Genomic DNA, 20,824 nt, shown 5'->3' with positions numbered 1-20,824 from the left:
GCGGATTGCCACGTCGCACACCCTGTGCATCGACGTTTGGCTACAGCTTGCGCAGAACGGTGACGACACGCCCCATGATCTGGGCGTGTGTGCCATCGATGGGTGAGTAGGCGGGATTGTGGGGCATCAGCCACACATGGCCGTTGTCGTTGCGGAACGTCTTGACCGTCGCCTCATCACCCAGCAGCGCGGCCACGATATCCCCGTTGACCGCAGTGTTCTGCTCGCGCACCACGACGAAATCCCCGTCGCAGATGGCGGCGTCGACCATGGAATCCCCGTGCACCTCCAGCATAAACAGGGTTCCGGTGCCGGTCAGACGTTCGGGCAGGCGCATGACATCGTCGATGTGCTGCTCGGCGGTGATCGGTATTCCGGCTGCGATCCTGCCGACCAGCGGTACATCCTGCGACTGCTGGATCGATGCGCTGGAGCCTTCGGGGAACGGCAGGATCTCCGCGGTGCGTTCCTGTGCGGCGGCATTCGAACCACGTTCGGAGGTGGGGCCGACCAATTCGATGGCCCGGCCCTTGTTGGCGTTCATGCGAATGAAGCCCTTTTCCTCAAGCACCTGCAGCTGATGTTTGACCGAAGAGGGGCTTTTCAGGCCGGCGGCTTCGCCGATCTCACGGAACGACGGAATGAAGCCCTTGGTGGCGATGTGCGTTCTGATCGCGTCGAGCACGCGACGTTGCCGCTCGGTGAGATCGTTCTCCTGAGGCACGCCTGACGGGCGGTGGGGAGTGAAGGGGATGGTGCTCACGGGTGGCTCCTTTCATGTCTTCATCATCATATCGTGACCGTGATAAAAAATCAAACATCTGTTCGACGTGTCGCGTTGCAAAAGTCGAACAGACGTGCCACAATCAAACTGTTGTTCGATAGAACGAAAGTTCGAAAGGGTGTGGTCGCAATGATGTCCGACATGACGAAGACGTCCCGTGCGGCGGTGTGCGGCACGGGACTCGAAACCGATGAACGAACCGTCTGGCGCAGTGTCGCGCGCAACGAATGCAGTGGCTTCTCGTGTGGGCCGATTGCTCCTGACGGGCATGACGGCCGCGAACCGAACGTTGTCGTCCGTTGCATGGCCGCTCTGCTGTGCATGACGCTGGCGTGGATCGCGTATTCGTGGCTGGTCCCGATGCGGGCCGATTCGGCCTCCACCGCGATGGAGGTCACGTGCTACACGGTGCAGCCTGGCGACACGCTCTGGCAATACGCCCAGGCGATCACGCCGGCGGGAGGCGATGTGTCGAGCACCGTTGAACGGCTTCGGCGATTGAATGATCTGGATTCATATTCGCTGCAAGTGGGCCAACGCATTATAGTCCCAGCCGAGTCGGAGTCGTAGCCGGTTGTCTCTCGCGTCATGTGCGATGGAGCGAGGAAGGATGTTTGCATGTATGGTATGGCTCACGCTATTGTTGGGGTCATGCATTGCCCTTTTTGCCAGCAGCCTGACACCAAAGTCGTGGATACTCGCATCAGCGAGGACGGTTTTTCCATTCGACGTCGTCGAGAATGCCTGAAATGCCACAAGCGTTTCACCACCGTCGAAACCACCATGCTCTTGGTGACCAAGCGATCCGGCAATTCGGAGCCGTTCGATCGCGGCAAGGTCATATCGGGCGTACGCAAGGCGTGCCAAGGCCGTCCGATCAGGGAAGAGGATCTCAAAAAACTTGGTCAGCGTGTGGAAGAGGACCTGCGATCGCGAGGGCTTGCCGAGGTGAAGTCCGAGGACGTGGGCAAGGCCATTCTCGCTCCGCTGAAGGAACTGGACAAGGTCGCTTATCTGCGTTTTGCAAGTGTGTACCAGAACTTCGACGGCCTGGATGATTTCCAAAAGGCCATAGACGAGTTGAAGAACGAAGCATAGTTCGTCTGCTATGTTGCCAAGGAGCATGGCGAAGCATGCCCTGAATGAGATACGTATATACGCGAGCATTAATCATCATCACCAGAAGGAACGCTGATCAGTATGTCATATGAGCATCCGAATCGGAACAATGAGACCATTCGCGAAGTGGAACGCGACATTATGCGCCGTCCGCCGGAGCATAACACCACCAACATGGATCTCGACCGCATGAAGCTGATCCTCGACCTGTTCGGGCACCCTGAGGATTCCTTCCGTGTCATCCACGTGACCGGGACCAACGGCAAGGGATCCACCGCCCGCATGGCGGAGGCGATCTGCCGTTCATATGGCATGCGTACGGGGCTGTACACGTCTCCACATCTCGAGCGTATCAACGAGCGCATCGCCATCGACGGCCAGGAGCTTTCCGACGACGATTTCATCGATATCTGGGATCAGGTCAAGGGCCTGATCGATCTGGTCGACGCGAAGATGGAGGAGCAGGGCAAGCCCCGCATGAGCTTCTTCGAGGTGCTTACCGCCATGGCCATCTGGAAGTTCGCGGACGCCCCGGTCGACGTCGTCATCGTGGAGGTCGGCATGGGCGGCCTGCAGGATGCGACCAACGTGCTGAACGCCGATGCCGCCGTCATCGGCCCCGTCGACATGGATCATATGATGTGGCTCGGCGACACCGTCGAGAAGATCGCCGAACAGAAGGCCGGTATCATCAAGCCGGGCTGCGCCGCGATCATTGGCAAGCAGCCGCATGAGGATGAGGTCATGCCCGTGCTCGAGGAGGCCGCGCGCCGCAATCAGGCGACCATGATCCGCGACGGATATGAGATGGAGGTCATCAGCCGTATGCCGGCGGTCGGTGGCCAGGTCGCGACGCTGCGCACGCCGCTGGGCACCTATACGGAAGTGCCGATCGCCAAATTCGGAGAGCATCAGGCGCACAACGCGCTGGCAGCGCTGGCCGCGGCTGAAACGGTGATCCCCGTCTCCGGTGCATTGGACGGCGACCTGGTCGCCGAGGCCCTCAGCGGTGTGAAGATTCCCGGGCGTATCGAGCAGGTGCGTACGTCGCCGACCATCATTGTCGATGGCGGGCATAACGTCAACGCCGCGGAATCATTGCGCGCGGCGATCGAGGAGAACTACGACTTCCAGCAGCTCGTCGGCGTGGTCGCCATGATGGCCGACAAGCAGGTCGAGGAATATCTGGGTGTGCTTGAACCGGTGCTGGATAAGATCATCGTCACCGAGAACTCGTGGCGGGATCGCGTCATGCCCGCCGAAGATCTCGAGAAGGTGGCGGTGCATGTGTTCGGTCGCGACCGGGTGATCCGTGAGGACTCGCTGCCGGACGCGATCCAGACCGCCGTCAACATGGTCGACGTGGAAGACGAACTGGGCGTCGGCTATGGGCACGGCGTGCTGATCTGCGGCAGCTTCGTAACGGCCGGCGACGCCCGAACCCTGCTCAAGGAACGGATGAACGCCGATCTGGCGAAGCCCAAGTCCGAACGCGTCGAGCCGAATCTCGGGAACGGGCCGATTATCCGAGCCGACGAATCGGAAGGGGACTCTGCGCCTCAGACGGATGCCGACCGTGACTTCGAAACCGACGCGAACCCCGATTTCGACGTGGACGACTTCGGTGATTTCGGCTTGTCGACACTCGCCAAAGAGGCCGCCTCCAAGCAGGACGGCACCGACGAGGGCGGCGACGAGACCGGTTCCGAGCGAGACTGACGGGGTCCTGCGACGAATGTATCTTAAGGAACTCACACTCAAAGGGTTCAAATCGTTCGCCTCCGCCACCACGCTGCGGTTCGAGCCGGGCATCACGGCCGTCATCGGCCCGAACGGCTCGGGCAAATCGAACATCGTGGACGCCCTGGCATGGGTCATGGGCGAGCAGGGTGTCAAGAACCTGCGCGGCAATTCGATGGAGGACGTGATCTTCGCCGGCACATCCTCCCGCCCCGCACTCGGCCGCGCGCAGGTGTCGCTGACCATCGACAACACCGATCACGCGCTCGATATTGAGTACACCGAGGTGACGATCACCCGCACCATCTTCCGCAACGGCGGGTCCGAATACGCGATGAACGGCACGCCTTGCCGTCTGCTCGATATCCAGGAGCTGCTCAGCGACACCGGACTCGGCCAGCAGATGCACGTGATCGTCGGACAGGGACGGCTCGATGCGATTCTCAGAGCCGACCCCAGCGGCCATCGTGCGTTCATCGAAGAGGCCGCAGGCATTCTCAAGCATCGCAAGCGCAAGGAACGCGCGTTGCGCAAACTGGCGAACACGGAATCCAATCTTGCGCGCCTCGATGATCTTTTGACCGAGCTGCGCCGCCAGCTCGGCCCTCTCGGGCGTCAGGCCCGAACCAGCCGGCGAGCCGACCTTATCCAGGCCACCATCCGCGACGCCCAGTCGCGCCTGCTCGCCGACGATGCGCAGCGTATCGGCGAGCAGCGGGATGAGACACGCGCCCGCCTGACCGACGTGCGTACGCAGCTCGGCTCGTCACGACACGATCTGGCCCGGATCAAACTGCGCATCGAACAGATCGAAGCACAGTCCGCCGCCTCGTCACCGGTGCTTGCGCAACTCAACCAGCAGTGGCACGACCTATCGCGCATCCAGGAACGGCTGCTATCGCTGTCATCCGTGGCGCAGGAACGGAGTCGTTCATTGTCGGATCGTGTGATCGAGCACGATGACGCTCACCCGGAACTGCTCCGTCGACGGGCCGACGAGCTCGAGGAACAGGCATCACGGCAACGGCAGGCAGCGCAGGATGCGAAAGACGCCGTCGACGCCGCCAGCGCGCGTCGCATGGACGACGAACAACGGCTCGCCACGGTACGTCAGAGCCTGAATGAGCTGCGTGGCATGGCACGGCAGCGCGACGCCTCCATAGCCAACCTACGTGAGACGATCGCCCGCGAGGAGTCCGCGATCCAGCTGGAAGCCGCTCGAGGCAAGGATCTCGCGGCCCAGCGTGAGGGACTGATCCGTCAGCGGGACGATCTGACCGCACGACGAGACGCCCTGAACCTCGAAGCGCGGCCCGATGACACTGCCGACTGTGAAAACGAGCTGAAGGCGGCACGTCTCGAACTGTCCGGGCGACAGGACGAATTGAATGAGCTGCAGGATCGCCAGCGTGAGCTGAACGCGGCGATCATATCGTTGCAGGCCAAGGCGGATGCGCTGAAGGACACGCTGGAAAGCCGCAGCGCGTCACAGACGCTGGAGCATGACCCCGAGGTCGCCTCCATCGGCCGACTTGCCGACTTCATCCATGTGGAGGAAGGTTGGGAGGAATCCGTTGCACGGGCGCTCGACGCGTTCGCCGGAGCCATCGTCGTTCCCGAACCGGGCAATATGATCCACGCGCTCGAACGTGCCAACGAGGATCGGCTTGGCAGAGCCGTGGTACTGACGCCGCTCGACTCGCATGACCGGGACTCCAATCGCGACGCGGATAACAATGCGCTCACGGCGCCGGGCAGGGCAATCCGATGCGCGGCCGACCTGGTATCCGCCAATCCCCATGCCGACGCCGACCAAGCCGACGGCGTGGTGCTTGCGGTCAGGCGTCTGCTCTCCGACGTGGCCGCGACACATACTCTGGACGAGGCATTCGAAGCGGTGGATGAGACCGATGCGGGCCCCTGCCCGGGCCGGTTCTCCAGCGCGGTCACTCAATCTGGAGAATTCGTTAACGCGGTCGGCGCGGTCGGCGGTTCGTCGCTGTCGCAAAGCGACCTGTCACTGGCGTCACGGCGCGACAAGGCGGTCGAACGCGTCGCATCGCTACGTGTGAGCTTCGACGAGCTCGGCGGACGCATCGACCAGGCCAGAACGTTGCGGGATCAGGCGCGACTGCGTGTCGATCAGGCCGTCACCCGTCGAACGGAGATGCGGGTCAGATCAGATCAGGCGGCGCAATCGCTGCGCGTCGCCAACGACCAGATCGTCGCCATCGAACTGCGGATACGTGACGTGGATGGCAGGATCGCTGCGGCCGGAAGCAGCGGCGAAACGCATCAGGCAAAGGTCGAGGAACTGACGCGGACGCTTGAATCCCTGCAACGGGACGATGCCGGCAATGCGGATCCGAATGAACTGACGCAGCGGGAGCAGCGTCTGGATCTGCAGTTGCGCGAAGACCGGGAACATGAGATGAACGCCAACATCGCATGGAACGAGGCCAAACGCGCGGCGGAATCGCTGACAAGACAGGTGGGACTGCTCCGCGACCAGGCCCATGAAGCCGAGATCCGTCGCGCCCGCGTGGAAGAAACGAACGCCCGTCTGCGCCGGCAGGCCGAGCGGCTGCATCGGATCGCACAGGATGCGGCGGCCGTCGCCGATATGGTCGGCCTGTCCGTGCGCGATGTCTCCGACCGGCGTGAACGGGTGCAGTCGGAAGCCGCCGGTCGTCATGAGGAGCTTGGCGGTCTGAGAACGCGACGGGACGAGCTCGAACCCAAGGTCAACGATCTGATCGCGCACGAACACGAGCTGGACGTGACCCGCGAACGGCTGGCTGCGGACTATGACCGGATCGCCGGCAGGATCGCCGACGAGCTCGGCATGGGAGCGGACGAGCTGATCAGGGAGTACGGGCCGGACAAACCCGTACCGATGACGGACTCGGACGCGAAGACGTCCGGTGATACGGCTGCCGAGGCCAAAGCCGGATCCGGCGACGAGCCGGACGAGTTACCTCTGAGCGTCCCCTACGTGCGTGAGGAGCAGGAAAAGCGGCTGGAACAGGCCAAACGCGCCTTGGCGGCGCTGGGCAAGGTGAACCCGCTGGCGGTCGAGGAATACGAGGCATTGCAGACCCGCAACAGGTATCTGCACGAGCAGCGGGACGACGTGGCCAAATCCCGCGACGATCTCATGCAACTGATCCGGGATCTTGACGCCACGATGCTCGACGTGTTCCGTTCCGCGTTCGAAGACACCGCGGAGGCGTTCTCGAAGGTGTTCGCCACCCTGTTCCCGGGCGGCACCGGACGATTGCGGCTGGAGAACCCGAACGACATGCTCTCCACCGGCGTGATCGTCGAGGCGAGCCCGGCCGGCAAACGGGTCAGGCAGCTGAGCCTGCTGTCGGGCGGCGAACGTTCGCTGACCGCCCTGGCACTGCTGTTCGCGATCTTCACGGCGCGGCCCAGTCCGTTCTACGTGATGGACGAGGTCGAGGCGGCGTTGGACGACACGAACCTGACCCGTCTGCTCGACGCGCTCGACCAGTTGCGCGAGCATGCGCAGCTGATCGTCATCACGCACCAGCAGCGCACCATGAGCATCGCGGACGCCCTGTATGGCGTGACCATGCGATCGGACGGCGTGACGGCGGTCGTGTCGCAACGGCTGGAACAGGCCTGAACCGGCCGAAGGTATGCCGCCGGCAGGAATATGGCAAGGGGCTTCCCGTTTCCCGCGGAATCGAACCGCGGGAAACGGGAAGCCCCTTGCCATAGTGGGGTATCGCTACTTGCGCAGCGACTTGCGCAGCTTCTGCACGGCGGCCAGCGTGCCGTAGAACACCTTCTTGATCGGCACGTCACGCGCCGGGGCCACCTGCGTGGTGTCTTCCGCGAACTTGGTCTTGAACATGTTCAGCGATTTGAGCGACGGCGCGAAATCGTTGCCGATGCCCATCAGATCGATCTGCGTGCAGCCCCGTGCGCCGAGCGCGCAGCAGAACGTGTACAGCAGCTTGTCGGGCACGAGGTTGCGCATCACCTCGGTGCGCATGCAGGCGTAGTAGTACACGGCATGGGCGCCGTTCACCGTGACGATCGCCCACGCGACGACGCGCCCGTCGATGCGGGCGGCGAACACGCGGCAATGGTCGGGGCCGAGTGCGGTGATCATGTCGGTGTAGTCGCTCATCGGCGCGGGCGAGAATCCGTCGCGATGCGCGGTCTCGACCATCACCTCGTAGTATTCGGAGAAGTCGGCGACCGCCAGTTCGGTTTCGTCCTTGCATTCCGCCGGGCTTTCGCGCAGCGCCTTGCGCACATCGCGGCGGCCGCGCTTCTTCATGCGCGTCAGGATCGCATCGTCTCCGCCGGTCAGATCAACGATGACGGTTTGGTCATACGGGACAGTTGACAGCACGGGTTCGGTGCCCGCCTCGAACCATGCGTCGATGCGTAGGAACACGATCTTTTTGTCCTTGGCATGTACGGTCTGGACCAAGGCGTCTATGACGTCGCGTTCTTCGGCTTCGGAAGGCTTGGCGACCCAGACCGGTCCATGCACCGAACGCAGATAGTGATAACCGTGCGTCTCGAAATCGATCAGGGACACGAACGCGACCGTCTCGCCGTCGCGCTTGACCAGATACGCGCCCCACGGGGTGCGCCCGTCGATGTCGGCCTGATATGCCGCCCATACTGCGGTCTGTTCAATGGGAAGATTGATGCCGTGTTCGGCGGCGGCCGCTTCCAAGGCTTCGGGGGTGACGGCTTCCAGCGTGATCATGATGCTCCTTGCGATTGACTGGTGACGAGTGTAGTACGGGCCGCGGTGCAGCGGCGGTGTGTCGATGGAACGACTGGGACTGGCGCGACGTGCGGCGTCAGCCCTGCGCGATGCCGAACAGGCGGCGGATGATATGGCCATCGCCCTCGTACAGCGCGTGCTTGCCGCCGACCTTGATCCACTGCTCCTCGCCCTTGCCGATGACCAGCAGCACGGTGAGACGTCCGGCCGCCGCATCGGCACGAGCCTCGTCGACCGCGGTTTCGATGGCCTGCGCCCGGTCGAGGATGATCGTGGACGACACATGCGGGTTGGTGATGTAGCCGCGCATCTCGTTCAGAATGTCGAGCATCGGCTCCTTGACGGTATCCTCCGAGGTGAGGATGATCCGGTCGACCTTGTCCTGCGCGCCGTCGATGATGCCCTGACGGCGATCCACGGCCTTGTCGCCGACCGAACCGGTCACCAGCACGAGCTTGGGATCGCGACCCGCATACTTGCGCAGCACGAACTCGGCGAGCGTCTTCGTGCTCACATAGTTGTGCGCGTAGTCGACGTAGGCGACGATGTTGCCGTCGGCGCTCGCGAAATGTTCCATGCGACCCGAGATGCGTACCTGTTCGAGCGCGGCGAACGCGGGCGAATCCTGCGGCACGCCGGCCTGACGAGCCAAAGCGATCGCCGCCGCGGCGTTGGCCGCGTTGAAGCCGCCCTCAAGCTCGAGCGAGAAGTCGCCGATCGTCGCACCGTGATCGTGGAACACGTACTGTGCGGGGTGCTGCGGGTCGGGGGTGGCGACGACGTCGATACCGTCGTTCTGGCAGACCTTCTCTCGCAACGCGAACGTGACCACCGGCACGCCGGCCCGGCCCGCGTCCTGACGGATCAGATCGGCATGATCGCAGTCCTCCCCGAGCACCAGCTTGCGGCAGTTGTACGAGATCTGCCGCTTGCAGTGCAGATAGTCCTCGAACGTCGGATGCTCGATCGGGGAGATGTGGTCGGGGGAGATGTTCAGGAACGCGGCCACGTCGAACGTGAGACCGTAGACGCGGTGCACCTTGTACGCCTGCGAGGAGACCTCCATCACCAGATAGCGCATGCCGTTGTCAAGCGCCTGCCGCATCATGCGGAACGCGTCGAGGCTTTCCGGCGTAGTCAGCGCGGATTCGGTGTACGTATGGCCGTCGAGGCAGTTGTCGACGGATGAGAACAGGGCGCAGCGGCCGCCGGAATAGGCGTTGAGCACCGCCTGCGTGAAATACGCGGTCGTCGTCTTGCCCTTGGTGCCGGTGATGCCGATCACGGTCAGTGTGTCCTGCGGCCGGCCGAAGAATGCGGCGGACAGCAGACTCATTGCCTTGCGCACGTCGTCCACGATCAGGCCGGGCGCGCGGGTCGCGGTGGAGAAATCGGTCTCGGCCACATACGCGGCCAGGCCTCGCCCATCGACGCCGTTCAGATACTCCGGCTTGAAGTTGCCCTTGCAAAACAGCAGCGTTCCGTCGCTGACCTTGCGCGTGTCGTACGTGACATCGGCGAACGGGCGATCGTGCCCGTCGATGTCACGCGGATCCAGCGTCCAATGGCCGTCAGCGATGATCTCGCGCAGCAGATGATGCTCGGACAGAAGATCCGCCGCCGATTGCAGGGTCAACGATTGCACCGTCAAAGTCATGCCGTGTACTCCTTATCGATTCGCGTTAGTCATCTTAGCGTGAGGCTGGCATGTTCTCCCTTACAATGGGGAGGCGTGGCAGACGAAAAGGTGGCAGCAGCACAGGACGAGGGGGAGCGGACGGTGCCGTCGCCCGGTATGACCCCGGAGATGGCGGCGAAACGCGAGCGGTTCGAACGGCTCGCCATGCCGGCCGTGGACGCCCTGTACCGGCAGGCGATGAAACTGACCAACAACGCCGACGACGCGCAGGATCTCGTACAGGACACGTTCGAGCGCGGGTTCAAGGCGTTCGACTCGTTCCAGGAGGGGTCGAATTTCGAGGCGTGGATGACCACGATCGAACGCAACGCCTATTTCAACCAGTACGCGAAGGCTAAGCGCCGTCCTCAACGGGCCAACGACTCCACCGGCGAATATGACGACTGGGACATCTATTCGGCATCCGAGCATTCGTCGGAGGGACTGAAATCGGCCGAGGACGAGTATCTCGACACGTTTGCGCCCCAGGAGATCATGGCCGCGCTCGACCGGCTGCCTCCCGAACGCAGGCAGGTGTTCATCGACACGGTGATCGACGGCAAGACCTACCAGCAGGTCGCCGACGAGCAGGGCGTGAAGATCGGCACGGTGATGAGCCGGCTCAACCGCGCGCGCACGCAGCTCAAACGCGATCTGTCCGCATACGCGCGCGAGCGCGGATACGTGAAGGACTCGGGCCCCTCCCATGGTTCACTGTCCGCGAAGCACGGTGCGAACGGCGATAATGGAGACGAGAGCAGGAAGACGGTCGGATTCGGACATAAGGAGCGGTCATGAGCGAGCAGGTGGAGCGTCACATCTCGGTGACTCGTCAGACCGCGGACGGTACGGTGGTTCGCGCCGACGTGCATGTCACTACGGTGCATCCCGATCCGGCCGTGCACCCCGGCGTGCAGCCGGATGCGTTGTCCGGCGCCGGCAATGATGCGGGGGAATGCTTTGACCCGGCCACCTGTTGCGATGCGCGCGAACGTGCGCTGATCGAAGCGATGCGTGCCTATCTTCGCCCGCAGGTCGCCCCCGAATGCCTGATGCGGCGCCTCCGCGAGACACTCGACCACTGCTGCTGTGATACGGACGAATGAGCGGCCGGTCGGAGTCTCCCAATTCGGGGGGCGTCGGCTGGACAATATCAGACAATGCGAGAAGCCCCCGTTGCCAATGTATGGCACGGGGGCTTCTCTAGCGTTATTCACGCAGCCTGAAACAGGCTTGGATCAGGCGTTCGGGCGCTTGCCGTGGTTGGCGGCCTTCTTGCGACGATCCTTGCGCTTACGTCCGCGCATGCCCATGATGGACTCCTTTACTTCAAGATTAATAAGCCTACGGGATTATCGCATATCCCGCAGACGTTCGCAACTCGTCGGCGGGATATGTTCAGTGCTGCTCCGCTTTGATGAACAGCTTGGTCGTGCTTGTCTCGCCCGGCTTGATGACGATCAGTTCGTTGCCGGTGTTGAACGCGTTCGCATACGCGGTCTGTGGTTCGACCGCAGTGCCGGCCGGGTGCTGGAACGCCGGGAATCCGGTGCCGGTGCACACCTGGAACGAGGTGATCGTTTCGTCGCCGCCCACCTTGATCTCCAGTCCGTCGGGGCGGGTGAACGTGGCGGTCACGGTGCCGTCGGCGTCGTGGCGCACGTTCGTCCACGCGTCGTCGAACGGCTGGTCGGTCAGCAGCGGGTTGTCGCGCAGATCGTACTTCGTGCCGTCCACCGGCTCGGTGCCGGTCGGGATGAGGTTCTCGTCCACGGTCACATGCGTGTCGGCCGGGACCGTCAGGCGGCACTGCGCGTTGTGGCCGTCGATCTCGTCGCCGTAGCCGTTGAAGCCGTTGTCGAGCCACGGGTGGATCGCCAGCGCCCACGGGGCGTCCGTGTCGCCGTTGTTGTACGCGCTCACGGTGATGTGCAGGCCGTCCGCGTCCAGCTCGTGCTTGGCGGTCACGATCACGTCGAACGGGTAGCCGAGCAGGAACGGCACGCGCCACGACTGGGTGACGGACGTCTCGGTCAGCTCCTCGAGCTTCCAGTAGGAGCGGTAGCCGTAGCCGTGGATGGCGGTGTTGCGGTCGTGCTCGTCGATCGGCAGCGTGTACGTCTTGCCTTCGAACGTGTAGGTGCCGGCCTCGATGCGGTTCGGGAACGGGACGAGCAGCTGGCCGTGGCAGCAGGTGACCGGGTCGTCGGGGCCGAGCGGCACGATCACGTTCTTGCCCTGATACGTCACCTTGCGCATCGTCGCGCCGAGTTCGGTGATCACTGCGGCCCAGTCGCCGTAGTGGATGGAATACTGTTGGCCGGTGCGCGGCGGGATGTTCTTCGTCATATGCATCACTCCATAGTGAGGTCCGTGTGGTTTCGTGTGTCCGGTAACGGATGTTACCGCTAACGATCCAGTCTAGCGCGATGCATGTGCCGAAATGGGCGAAATCGAATCCGATTTCGCCCATTTCGGCATGGACATGAGGAACGGTACAGTGGGGCTGAACATAAGAGGAAAGGTGACGATATGGCGAAACGGATCGTGTTGGCTGACCCGCGCGGCTTCTGCGCGGGCGTGGATCGGGCGATTCTCACCGTGCATACGATTCTCAAGGCCTCCCGGGCGCCGCGCGAGGACGGGCTGCCTCCGGTGTATGTGCGTCGTCAGATCGTGCACAACAAACATGTCGTGGAGGAGCTCGCGTCGCAGGGCGCGGTGTTCGTGCAGGAGCTCTCCGAAATCCCTGACGCAGCAGCTCAGGCCGGCATCCCGGTCGTCTTCTCCGCGCATGGCGTGTCGCCGTCGGTCAAGGCCGAGGCCTCCGCGCGTGGCATGCACGTGGTCGACGCCACCTGCCCGCTGGTGAGCAAAGTGCACCGCGAGGTGCTGCGGTTCGTCAAGGAAGGCTACGAGATCATCTACATCGGCCACAAGGGGCATGACGAGGCGGTCGGCGTGGTGGGGGAGAACCCTGAGCACGTGCATCTGATCGAACACGCCGGCGACGTGGACTCGCTGGACTTCGCGCCGAACACGAAGCTCGTGCTGCTCAGCCAGACCACGCTGAGCATCGACGAGACGGCCGGCACGATCGCCGCGCTCAAGGCCAAGTTCCCGTGGCTCAAGGAGCCGCCGAGCTCGGACATCTGCTACGCCACGTCGAACCGCCAGACCGCGGTCAAGCTCGTCGCTGAACAGTCCGACTGCGTGGTGATCGTCGGTTCGGCCAACTCGTCCAATTCCGTGCGGCTCATGGAGGTCGCGCAGGATGCGCTGGGGAGCCGTGGCACGGCGCATCGGGTCGACGACGCCTCGGAGATGGATCCGGCGTGGTTCGACGGCGTGGAGGCGGTCGGCGTGTCGTCCGGCGCGTCCGTGCCCGACGAACTGGTGTCCGGCGTGATCGAGACGTTGAAGAAGCGCGGATTCACCGACGTGTCCTCGGTGGAGACGGTCAAGGAGAACATGCACTTCGTGCTGCCAGCGGAACTCCGCCGGCAGCCTTCGCGTGCGCAATAGGCGCGCACGCTCACCTCGCCTACGGGAAGCACACAGTGCTTCCCGTTTGACGGCTCGGCCGTCCGAACTGCGCGGACGGCAGCCTTCGCCGCAAGCGGTGGGTCTGACGCGCAGATGAACGGTTGCCGAACGGCGGGAAACATTAGCCTACGATAAGCCGGCGCCACGTACCGTGTCCGTTATGATGGCCTCATCGATGAATAGGGAGCGGTATGCGGGTTTTCGATTTTGACGGCACGATCTATGACGGCGAAAGTCTGTTCGACCTGTACCTGTTCAGCGCGCGCTACGATCCGAAGGTGTTCCGCCATATCGCGCCTGTGCTGCGGTACGCGATCAAATACAAGCTCGGCAAGGCCACGCTCGAGCAGATGGAACGCGGCGTCGGCGACATCGCCCGCAAATACCTGCACGATCTGGCCGGCTCGCGCACGGTAAACTCCCTGTGCGACGGCGAGGAATCCGAAGAGCGGCCAGGCGATCTGGACGCCATTCTGGACGGCGTCGCGCACGACGTCGAAACTGGACGCATCGTCGCCCGGGAGGAACGGCTCAACGGCGGGCTGGAAGCGTTGGTGAGCAGGTTCTGGGACCGCAACATGCGCAGGATCAAACCTTGGTACCGGCCGCAGCCCGACGACGTGATCCTCACGGCCTCGTTCGATGTGACCGTGGGCGAGGCATGCCGCAGGCTCGGTGTGCATCATCTGGTCGCATCCACGATCGACCCGGATACGTTGGAGGTCACCTATCTGAACTTCAACACGAACAAGCCGAAGCGGTTCCGTGAACTGTTCGGCGACGTGCCGGTCGACGAATTCTATACCGACAGCAAATTCGACCAGCCGATGATCGATCTGTCCCGCAAGGCGTACATGGTCAAGGGAGATAGGATCACCCGGATCAAATAGCCATCCCTCGGCGTCTTCCTGCCGTTCGTCTGACCGATAATGGCAAGGACGCGTCGTCGGGGGCGACGTCGCCGGCGAAGGACGGGACTGATATGGACGAAAGGAGCGCGGCTTATGGGAATGCCGCTTGACCTGTATGTGATCCGCCACGGAGAATCCGAGGCGAACGTGATCATCAGCGCCGGTGATCGCGGCGACAACTCGCTGTACACGCAGGATAACGTGACCGTGCCCGACCGCTCGTGGAGGCTTACCGCGACCGGCCGCAAACAGGCCGACTGCATCGGTCGTTGGCTTGTCGACCAGCAGCAGCTGTTCGACCGCTATCTCGTCTCGCCGTACGTGCGCACGCGCGAGACGGCAGCCACGATGGCTCTGCCGAAGGCGAAATGGGAGGAGAACCGCGTGCTGCGGGAGCGCTCGTGGGGCGAGATCAACACGATCACGAAGGACGATTTCCGCAGCAACTATCCGCGCAACTGGATGTTCAAGAACACGGACCCGTTGTACTGGCGGCCGCCGGCAGGCGAGTCGATCGCCGATGTGGCGGAGAACCGCGTGCACAACCTGCTCACCTCGCTCGATCGCAAATCCGACGCGCAGTCGGTGGTGATGGTCAGCCACGGCGACCTCATGCTCGCGCTCATGCTTGTGCTCGAGGATCTCTCGGACGAGGAGTTCATGCACCGGGCCGCATCGAGTGAGTGGCAGATCACGAATTGCACCTGTCTGCATTATTCGCGGCGCGATCCGGCGACCGGACGCACGTACAAGCGGTTCCGCTGGGAGCAGACCGCGCGTCCGGTATTGAGCGAGGAGACCGGCAAATGGGAGGTGCAGGTGACCGACTGGCGTTCGTTCAAGAAGCCGACCCTGTCCAACGGCGACCTCGTGGACGTGGTGCACGCCGTCGACCCGCATCTGTGATCTGCGGCGTGCGGTTCCAAGCCGAAACGTGAAGGACTGGTGAACAGGTTACAATGGCTCACGATGCGCGGGCGCATGACGTAACGCGCCCGCTCGGAGAGAACCGAAGGAGTTCATCTATGAAGAACCTGTTCACATGGGCGCTGCACGGCGACGGCAAGACGCTCGCCCCCGGCGAGGTCGTCGAACCCGACGAACGCCTGACCTGGCCGCGCACCGTCGGCATCGGCGCCCAGCACGTCGTCGCCATGTTCGGCGCGACCTTCCTTGTGCCGATCCTCACCGGCTTCGACCCGTCGACCACGCTGTTCTTCACCGCGCTGTCGACCGCGCTGTTCCTGCTCATCAACAAGAACGTGCTGCCGAGCTACCTCGGCTCGTCGTTCGGCTTCATCGCGCCGATCACCGCCGTCACCACCGCGCACAAGGGACCCGCCGTCGCCAGCTTCGGCATCATGGTCACCGGCCTGCTGCTTGCGCTCGTCGGCGTGGCCGTCCATTACGCCGGCTCGAAGTGGATCGACATCATCATGCCGCCGGTCGTCAACGGCGCCATCGTCGCGATCATCGGCTTCAACCTCGCGCCGAGCGTGTGGAACAACTTCAAGGCCGCGCCCGACACCGCGCTCGTCACGCTGATCGCCGTGCTGCTCATCGCCGTGCTGTTCAAGGGGCTGACGGGCCGACTCAACATCCTGCTCGGCGTGATCGTCGGCTACGTGTACGCCTGCGCCCGCGGTCAGGTCGACTTCTCCGCCATCGGCAAGGCCGCGTGGATCGGCCTGCCGCACTTCCACACCCCGCAGGTCGACTTCTCCATCCTGCCGATGTTCCTGCCGGTCGTGCTCGTGCTCGTCGCCGAGAACGTCGGCCATGTCAAGTCCGTCGCGCAGATGACCGGCCGCGACTACGACAACCAGATGGGCACCGCCCTGTTCGCCGACGGCCTCGGCACCGCGATCGCCGGCTTCGGCGGCGGTTCGGGCACCACCACGTACGGCGAGAACATCGGCGTGATGGCCGCTACCAAGGTCTACTCGACCGCCGCCTACTGGTGCGCGGCCGGCTTCGCCCTGTTGCTGAGCCTGTGCCCGAAGTTCGGTGCGATCATCAACACGATCCCGGCCGGCGTGCTCGGCGGCGTGACCACCTTGCTCTACGGCATGATCGGCATGATGGGCATCCGCATCTGGGTCGAGAACAAGGTCAACTTCGACAAGCCGCTCAACATCATGGTCGCCGCGATTGTCATGATCATCGCCATCGGCCAGTTCGAGTTCGCGTTCAGCGGCATCCAGTTCAACGGCATCGCCATCGGCACGATCGTGATCCTCGTCGCCTACCATGGCCTCAAGGCCATCGGCAAGGCCACCGGCACCATCGACAAGGACGATCCCGACATCCTGTGACCGAACACATGCGATGATCCGCGATCCCGAGGCTCCCGCAAGGGAGCCTCATTCATATGCAAGTCACACGGCTCCGCCTGCGTTCCGGCATGGCGACCCTCATGCCAGGTGATTCTGGACAAGCTCTGGGCATAAGCGGTTCCGCACCTGACGTTACGCTGGGAACATGTCATTTTTCGATGCGTTTGGTCCATTGTTCGACGGCTCCCGACAAGATGATCGCCGGGGAGACGGCAGCGACGACGATCCGGTGATCCTCAACGTCCAGGCGGACGGCGACGCCGCGTCCTCGGCGTATGACGGCGGTACGGGAGCGCGGCCGCCACGCCGCCACGCCACGCCACGCATCGCGCAGCAACCGTCCATCCCCGGGGTGAGCCGCGGTTCGAGGATCCTCATCGGCGTCGCGCTCGCGCTCGTCGTCATCGTCGGCCTGTTCTTCGGCCTTGCCCAGTTCATCACCGATCTCATGTGGTACGGCCAGCTCGGCTTCCAAAGCGTCGTGTGGACGCAGCTGGGCACCAAGGTCGGCCTGTGGGTCGCCTACGCGCTACTCATGGCCCTGACCGGCTTCGTCTCTGCCATGCTCGCGATTCGCGCGCGTCCCGATTCGGACGACGGCTCCACGATCCGCATCAACGGCGACGTGATCGAGATCGGCAAGGGCGTCGCCTCGAAGACCGCCCGCCGTGTCGCCGTCGTGGTCTCCCTGATCGTCGGCGCCGTGTTCGGCGCCCAGTTCAACGCGAACTGGGCTGACGTGCTGCTCATGTTCAACGCGCAGTCGTTCGGCACCACCGACCCGCAGTTCGGTCTCGACAACGGCTTCTACGTGTTCGTGTTGCCCGGCTTGAAGCTCGTGGTCGCCGCCGTGTCCATGCTGCTCGGAGTCGGCATCGTGTTCTCCGTCATCTCCCACGTGCTCATGGGAGGCATCCGCTTCACCATGCCCGTGCACGGCCGCGGCATCCTCGCCGTCACCAAGCGCGCCCGCCGTCAGGTCGCCATCTGGCTCATCCTCAACATGCTCGCATGGTCCGCCCGCCAGGTGCTCGGCGTGTTCACCCACCTGACCGAACAGGGCAGCCGCATCACCGGCGCGACCTACACCACCGTCAACGCCACCATCCCGGTCACGTTCATCATGGCCGCGATCACCGCGATCCTCGGCATCTTCCTCGGCATCTGGCTCATGCGCTTGCACGCGCTCGAAGGCCCGGCCAAACCCACCGTTCGCGCCGTGGCCGCGCTCAAGGCGTGGCGCACGCCGGTCGTCGCCATCGCCGCCGCGCTCGTCGTCTCGATGGTGCTCACCGTCGCATGGCCGATGCTGTTGCAGCGCTTCAAGGTCAACCCGAACGCGCAGGAGATGGAATCGACGTACATCCAGCGCAACATCAAGGCCACGCAGCAGGCGTACGGTCTGAACGACGTGAAGGTCGAGCAGTATAAGGCCACCACCAAGGGCGAGTCCGGTGCGCTGTCCGGCGAGGCCGACACCACCGCGCAGATCCGACTGCTTGACCCGCAGATCGTCTCGCCCACGTTCAAGCAGCTGCAGCAGTCCAAGCAGTACTACACGTTCGCGGACACGCTCGCCGTCGACAAGTACGATGTGGACGGCGAAAGCCAGGACACCGTGATCGCCGCACGCGAACTCGACCTCGACGGTCTCGACAACCGCAACTGGGTCAACGACCATACCGTGTACACGCACGGCTACGGCATCGTCGCCGCCTATGGCAACAAGGTGACCGCCGACGGCCAGCCGAAGTTCTTCGAGTCCGGCATCCCCACCCAGGGCAAGCTCACGGATTCCGAAAAGTACGAGCCGCGCATCTACTTCTCGCCGAACGCGACCGAATACTCGATCGTCGGCGCGCCGGAAGGCACCAAGTCGTGGGAGTTCGACTATCCGACCGGCTCGGAGGGTGCGACCACCACGTTCAAGGGCGACGGCGGCCCGTCGGTCGGCAACATCTTCTCCCGACTGTTGTACGCGATCCGTTTCGGCTCCGACCAGATCCTGTTCTCCGACCGTGTGACCTCCGCGTCGCAGATCCTGTACGACCGTTCCCCGAAAGAGCGAGTCGCCAAGGTCGCGCCGTACCTGACGCTCGACGGCCGTGTGTACCCGGCCGTGGTGGACGGCCGCGTCAAGTGGATCGTCGACGGCTACACGACCTCCGACGCGTATCCGTATTCGCAGATGACCGATCTGGGTTCGGCCACCGCCGATTCGACCACCGAGACGTCGGACACCGTCAAGGGGCTCGGCTCGCAGCAGGCCAACTACATTCGCAACTCGGTCAAGGCCACCGTCGACGCGTACGACGGATCGGTCGACCTGTACGTGTGGGACGAGAACGATCCGGTCATCAAGGCATGGCAGCAGATCTTCCCCGGCCAGTACCACTCCGTCTCCGAGATCTCCGGCGACCTGATGAGCCACCTGCGCTACCCCGAAAATCTCTTCAAGGTGCAGCGCGAACTGCTCGCCAAGTACCACGTGACCTCCGCGAACCAGTTCTTCTCCGGCGAGGACTTCTGGCAGACGCCGGTCGACCCGACCGAATCCGAGGCCGATCAGGCCAAGGACATCCTGCAACCGCCGTACTACCTGACATTGCAGACCGGCGGTACGAACGAGCCGATCTTCTCGCTGACCTCCTCGTACATCCCCGCCGGCACGTCCACGCGCGAGATCCTGACTGGCTTCCTGTCGGTCGATTCGGACGCGGGTTCCGAGAAGGGCGTGATCGGCAAGAACTACGGCACGCTCCGACTGCAGGAGCTGCCCAAGGACTCCAACGTGCCCGGTCCCGGTCAGGCGCAGAACAACTTCAACGCCGACGCCGACGTGTCCAAGGAACTGAACCTGCTGCAATCCGGCTCCACGAACGTGGTGCGCGGCAACCTGCTCACCCTGCCGCTCGGCGGCGGTCTCGTGTACGTGCAGCCGGTGTACGTGAAATCGAGCGGTTCGACCTCGTTCCCGCTGCTCAAGAAGGTGCTCGTCGCGTTCGGTGACCAGGTCGGGTTCGCGGACACGCTCGACGAGGCGCTCGACCAGGTGTTCGGCGGCGATTCCGGCGCGGCCGCAGGCGACGCGGAGAACGCGACCGGCGGTACGGATGCGAACGACGGCACATCACAGAGCGGTTCCGGCGGTTCGGATTCCGGTACGAACGGCAGCGGCAAGGATAACGGTACGTCCGGCAGCCAGTCGAACGGCAACGGTTCGTCGTCGGCCAACGCCGATCTCAAGGCCGCGCTTGAGGACGCCGCGCAGGCGATGAAGGACGCCGACTCGGCCATGAAGAACGGCGACTGGTCCGCCTACGGCGAAGCCCAGAAGCAGCTTCAGGAAGCCCTCAACAAGGCTCTCGAACTCGAACGGTGACGGGAACGACAGACATGTTGAAATACGAGATCCGTTCCGCCGAAGAGCGGGATGTGCAGGCCATCGCCGACATCTACAACGAGGCGGTGATCCGCGGGGGAGCGTCCGCCGATCTTGAACCGGTCTCGCTCGAGGCGCGCCGTGCATGGGTCGATTCGCACAACCCGCGCACAAAGTATCCGGTCATCGTCATCGACGTGACCGATCCGACGACCGGCGAACGCGCGACCGCAGGATTCGGCTCGCTGTCGAAGTTCCACCAGCGTGCCGGTTATGACGGCATCGCCGAATTGAGCTACTACATCGCAGGGCGGTTCCACGGGCAGGGACTCGGCACCGCGATGGTCGACTGGCTACTCGCGGCGGCCCGCGAACGCGGCTTCCGTCACGTCGCGACCATCATCTACGCCGACAACGCCGGCTCGGTCGCGATCATGCGCAAGTTCGGCTTCACCCGATTCGGGCTGCTGCCCGCCGCCGTGGCCACCGCCGGCAGCGACGCGCTTCACGACATGAGCTACTGGTACCGCGTTCTGTAGCGTTGCCGCTCGCCC

General features: G+C 63.6%; 15 protein-coding genes and 1 pseudogene. 12 read left to right on the top strand and 4 right to left on the bottom strand.

The window, feature by feature from the left end; genetic code table 11:
• Positions 1-40: 40 nt before the first annotated feature.
• Positions 41-763 carry a transcriptional repressor LexA gene (lexA, locus tag JS541_RS11525; RefSeq protein ID WP_214374652.1) on the bottom strand — a complete coding sequence of 241 codons (723 nt, stop codon included), beginning with the start codon at positions 761-763 and terminating at the stop codon, positions 41-43.
• A 162-nt stretch (positions 764-925) separates the two neighbouring features.
• Between lexA and JS541_RS14890 the strand changes: the two genes are divergently transcribed.
• The 4 genes from JS541_RS14890 to smc all read left to right on the top strand — a co-directional run bounded on the left by JS541_RS14890 (position 926) and on the right by smc (position 7,292).
• Positions 926-1,354, top strand: coding sequence for a LysM peptidoglycan-binding domain-containing protein (locus tag JS541_RS14890; protein WP_236036796.1), 429 nt, complete (start codon positions 926-928; stop codon positions 1,352-1,354).
• 57 nt (positions 1,355-1,411) lie between these two features.
• Entirely contained in the window at positions 1,412-1,882 is a 471-nt protein-coding gene (nrdR, locus tag JS541_RS11515) for a transcriptional regulator NrdR (RefSeq protein WP_236036816.1), read from the top strand.
• A 102-nt stretch (positions 1,883-1,984) separates the two neighbouring features.
• Positions 1,985-3,622, top strand: a complete 1,638-nt coding sequence (locus tag JS541_RS11510; protein WP_214374651.1) for a folylpolyglutamate synthase/dihydrofolate synthase family protein — start codon at positions 1,985-1,987, stop codon at positions 3,620-3,622.
• A 16-nt stretch (positions 3,623-3,638) separates the two neighbouring features.
• Entirely contained in the window at positions 3,639-7,292 is a 3,654-nt protein-coding gene (smc, locus tag JS541_RS11505) for a chromosome segregation protein SMC (protein WP_214374650.1), read from the top strand.
• A gap of 105 nt (positions 7,293-7,397) precedes the next feature.
• On the opposite strand, the gene JS541_RS11500 is transcribed toward smc, so the two are convergent.
• Both JS541_RS11500 and JS541_RS11495 read right to left on the bottom strand, forming a co-directional pair.
• Positions 7,398-8,396 carry a GNAT family N-acetyltransferase gene (locus JS541_RS11500; protein WP_214374649.1) on the bottom strand — a complete coding sequence of 333 codons (999 nt, stop codon included), beginning with the start codon at positions 8,394-8,396 and terminating at the stop codon, positions 7,398-7,400.
• Positions 8,397-8,493: 97 nt separating this feature from the next.
• Positions 8,494-10,074, bottom strand: a complete 1,581-nt coding sequence (locus JS541_RS11495; protein ID WP_214374648.1) for a UDP-N-acetylmuramoyl-L-alanyl-D-glutamate--2,6-diaminopimelate ligase — start codon at positions 10,072-10,074, stop codon at positions 8,494-8,496.
• A 150-nt stretch (positions 10,075-10,224) separates the two neighbouring features.
• Here JS541_RS11495 and JS541_RS11490 point away from each other — a divergent pair, with 150 nt between their 5' ends.
• Together JS541_RS11490 and JS541_RS11485 are read left to right on the top strand one after the other, a co-directional pair.
• On the top strand, positions 10,225-10,893 hold the full coding sequence (locus JS541_RS11490) for a sigma-70 family RNA polymerase sigma factor (protein ID WP_236036817.1): 669 nt from the start codon (positions 10,225-10,227) through the stop codon (positions 10,891-10,893).
• Entirely contained in the window at positions 10,890-11,201 is a 312-nt protein-coding gene (locus JS541_RS11485) for a hypothetical protein (RefSeq protein ID WP_214374647.1), read from the top strand. Before JS541_RS11490 ends, JS541_RS11485 begins: the two co-directional genes overlap by 4 nt.
• 292 nt (positions 11,202-11,493) lie before the next feature.
• Here the strand turns inward: JS541_RS11485 and JS541_RS11480 are convergent, their stop codons facing one another.
• Positions 11,494-12,444, bottom strand: coding sequence for an aldose 1-epimerase family protein (locus JS541_RS11480; RefSeq protein ID WP_214374646.1), 951 nt, complete (start codon positions 12,442-12,444; stop codon positions 11,494-11,496).
• A gap of 177 nt (positions 12,445-12,621) precedes the next feature.
• Here JS541_RS11480 and JS541_RS11475 point away from each other — a divergent pair.
• The 6 genes and pseudogenes from JS541_RS11475 to JS541_RS11450 form a co-directional block, all read left to right on the top strand.
• Positions 12,622-13,620 (top strand): annotated as a pseudogene (locus tag JS541_RS11475) (4-hydroxy-3-methylbut-2-enyl diphosphate reductase); the annotation flags it as partial.
• A 212-nt stretch (positions 13,621-13,832) separates the two neighbouring features.
• Positions 13,833-14,531: a haloacid dehalogenase-like hydrolase gene (locus JS541_RS11470; RefSeq protein WP_214374644.1), complete on the top strand. Its 699-nt coding sequence runs from the start codon at positions 13,833-13,835 to the stop codon at positions 14,529-14,531.
• Between the two features lie 114 nt (positions 14,532-14,645).
• The gene (locus JS541_RS11465) at positions 14,646-15,458 is read left to right on the top strand and encodes a histidine phosphatase family protein (RefSeq protein ID WP_214374643.1); all 813 of its coding nucleotides are present in this window, start codon (positions 14,646-14,648) and stop codon (positions 15,456-15,458) included.
• Positions 15,459-15,577: 119 nt separating this feature from the next.
• Positions 15,578-16,867: a solute carrier family 23 protein gene (locus tag JS541_RS11460; RefSeq protein WP_214374642.1), complete on the top strand. Its 1,290-nt coding sequence runs from the start codon at positions 15,578-15,580 to the stop codon at positions 16,865-16,867.
• Between the two features lie 166 nt (positions 16,868-17,033).
• Complete coding sequence (locus tag JS541_RS11455) at positions 17,034-20,270, top strand: UPF0182 family protein (RefSeq protein ID WP_214374641.1); 3,237 nt, start codon at positions 17,034-17,036, stop codon at positions 20,268-20,270.
• A gap of 14 nt (positions 20,271-20,284) precedes the next feature.
• On the top strand, positions 20,285-20,809 hold the full coding sequence (locus JS541_RS11450; RefSeq protein ID WP_214374640.1) for a GNAT family N-acetyltransferase: 525 nt from the start codon (positions 20,285-20,287) through the stop codon (positions 20,807-20,809).
• Positions 20,810-20,824 lie beyond the last annotated feature (15 nt).

Source organism: Bifidobacterium sp. SO1 (assembly GCF_018555335.1).
In the GTDB taxonomy this organism is placed as follows: domain Bacteria; phylum Actinomycetota; class Actinomycetes; order Actinomycetales; family Bifidobacteriaceae; genus Bifidobacterium; species Bifidobacterium simiiventris.
The sequence above is the reverse complement of the archived record's forward strand: the minus strand, read 5'-3'. Positions and strand labels throughout refer to the sequence as shown.

What these genes read in the sequence shown, in the direction of transcription:
- nrdR (WP_236036816.1), top strand. Translation starts at nt 1,412, where the DNA reads ATGGCTCACGCTATTGTTGGGGTCATGCATTGCCCTTTTTGCCAGCAG.
- JS541_RS11465 (WP_214374643.1), top strand. Translation starts at nt 14,646, where the DNA reads ATGGGAATGCCGCTTGACCTGTATGTGATCCGCCACGGAGAATCCGAG.
- JS541_RS14890 (WP_236036796.1), top strand. Translation starts at nt 926, where the DNA reads ATGACGAAGACGTCCCGTGCGGCGGTGTGCGGCACGGGACTCGAAACC.
- smc (WP_214374650.1), top strand. Translation starts at nt 3,639, where the DNA reads ATGTATCTTAAGGAACTCACACTCAAAGGGTTCAAATCGTTCGCCTCC.
- JS541_RS11500 (WP_214374649.1), bottom strand. Translation starts at nt 8,396, where the DNA reads ATGATCACGCTGGAAGCCGTCACCCCCGAAGCCTTGGAAGCGGCCGCC.
- JS541_RS11455 (WP_214374641.1), top strand. Translation starts at nt 17,034, where the DNA reads ATGTCATTTTTCGATGCGTTTGGTCCATTGTTCGACGGCTCCCGACAA.
- JS541_RS11490 (WP_236036817.1), top strand. Translation starts at nt 10,225, where the DNA reads ATGGCGGCGAAACGCGAGCGGTTCGAACGGCTCGCCATGCCGGCCGTG.
- JS541_RS11450 (WP_214374640.1), top strand. Translation starts at nt 20,285, where the DNA reads ATGTTGAAATACGAGATCCGTTCCGCCGAAGAGCGGGATGTGCAGGCC.
- JS541_RS11460 (WP_214374642.1), top strand. Translation starts at nt 15,578, where the DNA reads ATGAAGAACCTGTTCACATGGGCGCTGCACGGCGACGGCAAGACGCTC.
- JS541_RS11480 (WP_214374646.1), bottom strand. Translation starts at nt 12,444, where the DNA reads ATGACGAAGAACATCCCGCCGCGCACCGGCCAACAGTATTCCATCCAC.
- JS541_RS11485 (WP_214374647.1), top strand. Translation starts at nt 10,890, where the DNA reads ATGAGCGAGCAGGTGGAGCGTCACATCTCGGTGACTCGTCAGACCGCG.
- JS541_RS11470 (WP_214374644.1), top strand. Translation starts at nt 13,833, where the DNA reads ATGCGGGTTTTCGATTTTGACGGCACGATCTATGACGGCGAAAGTCTG.
- JS541_RS11510 (WP_214374651.1), top strand. Translation starts at nt 1,985, where the DNA reads ATGTCATATGAGCATCCGAATCGGAACAATGAGACCATTCGCGAAGTG.
- JS541_RS11495 (WP_214374648.1), bottom strand. Translation starts at nt 10,074, where the DNA reads ATGACTTTGACGGTGCAATCGTTGACCCTGCAATCGGCGGCGGATCTT.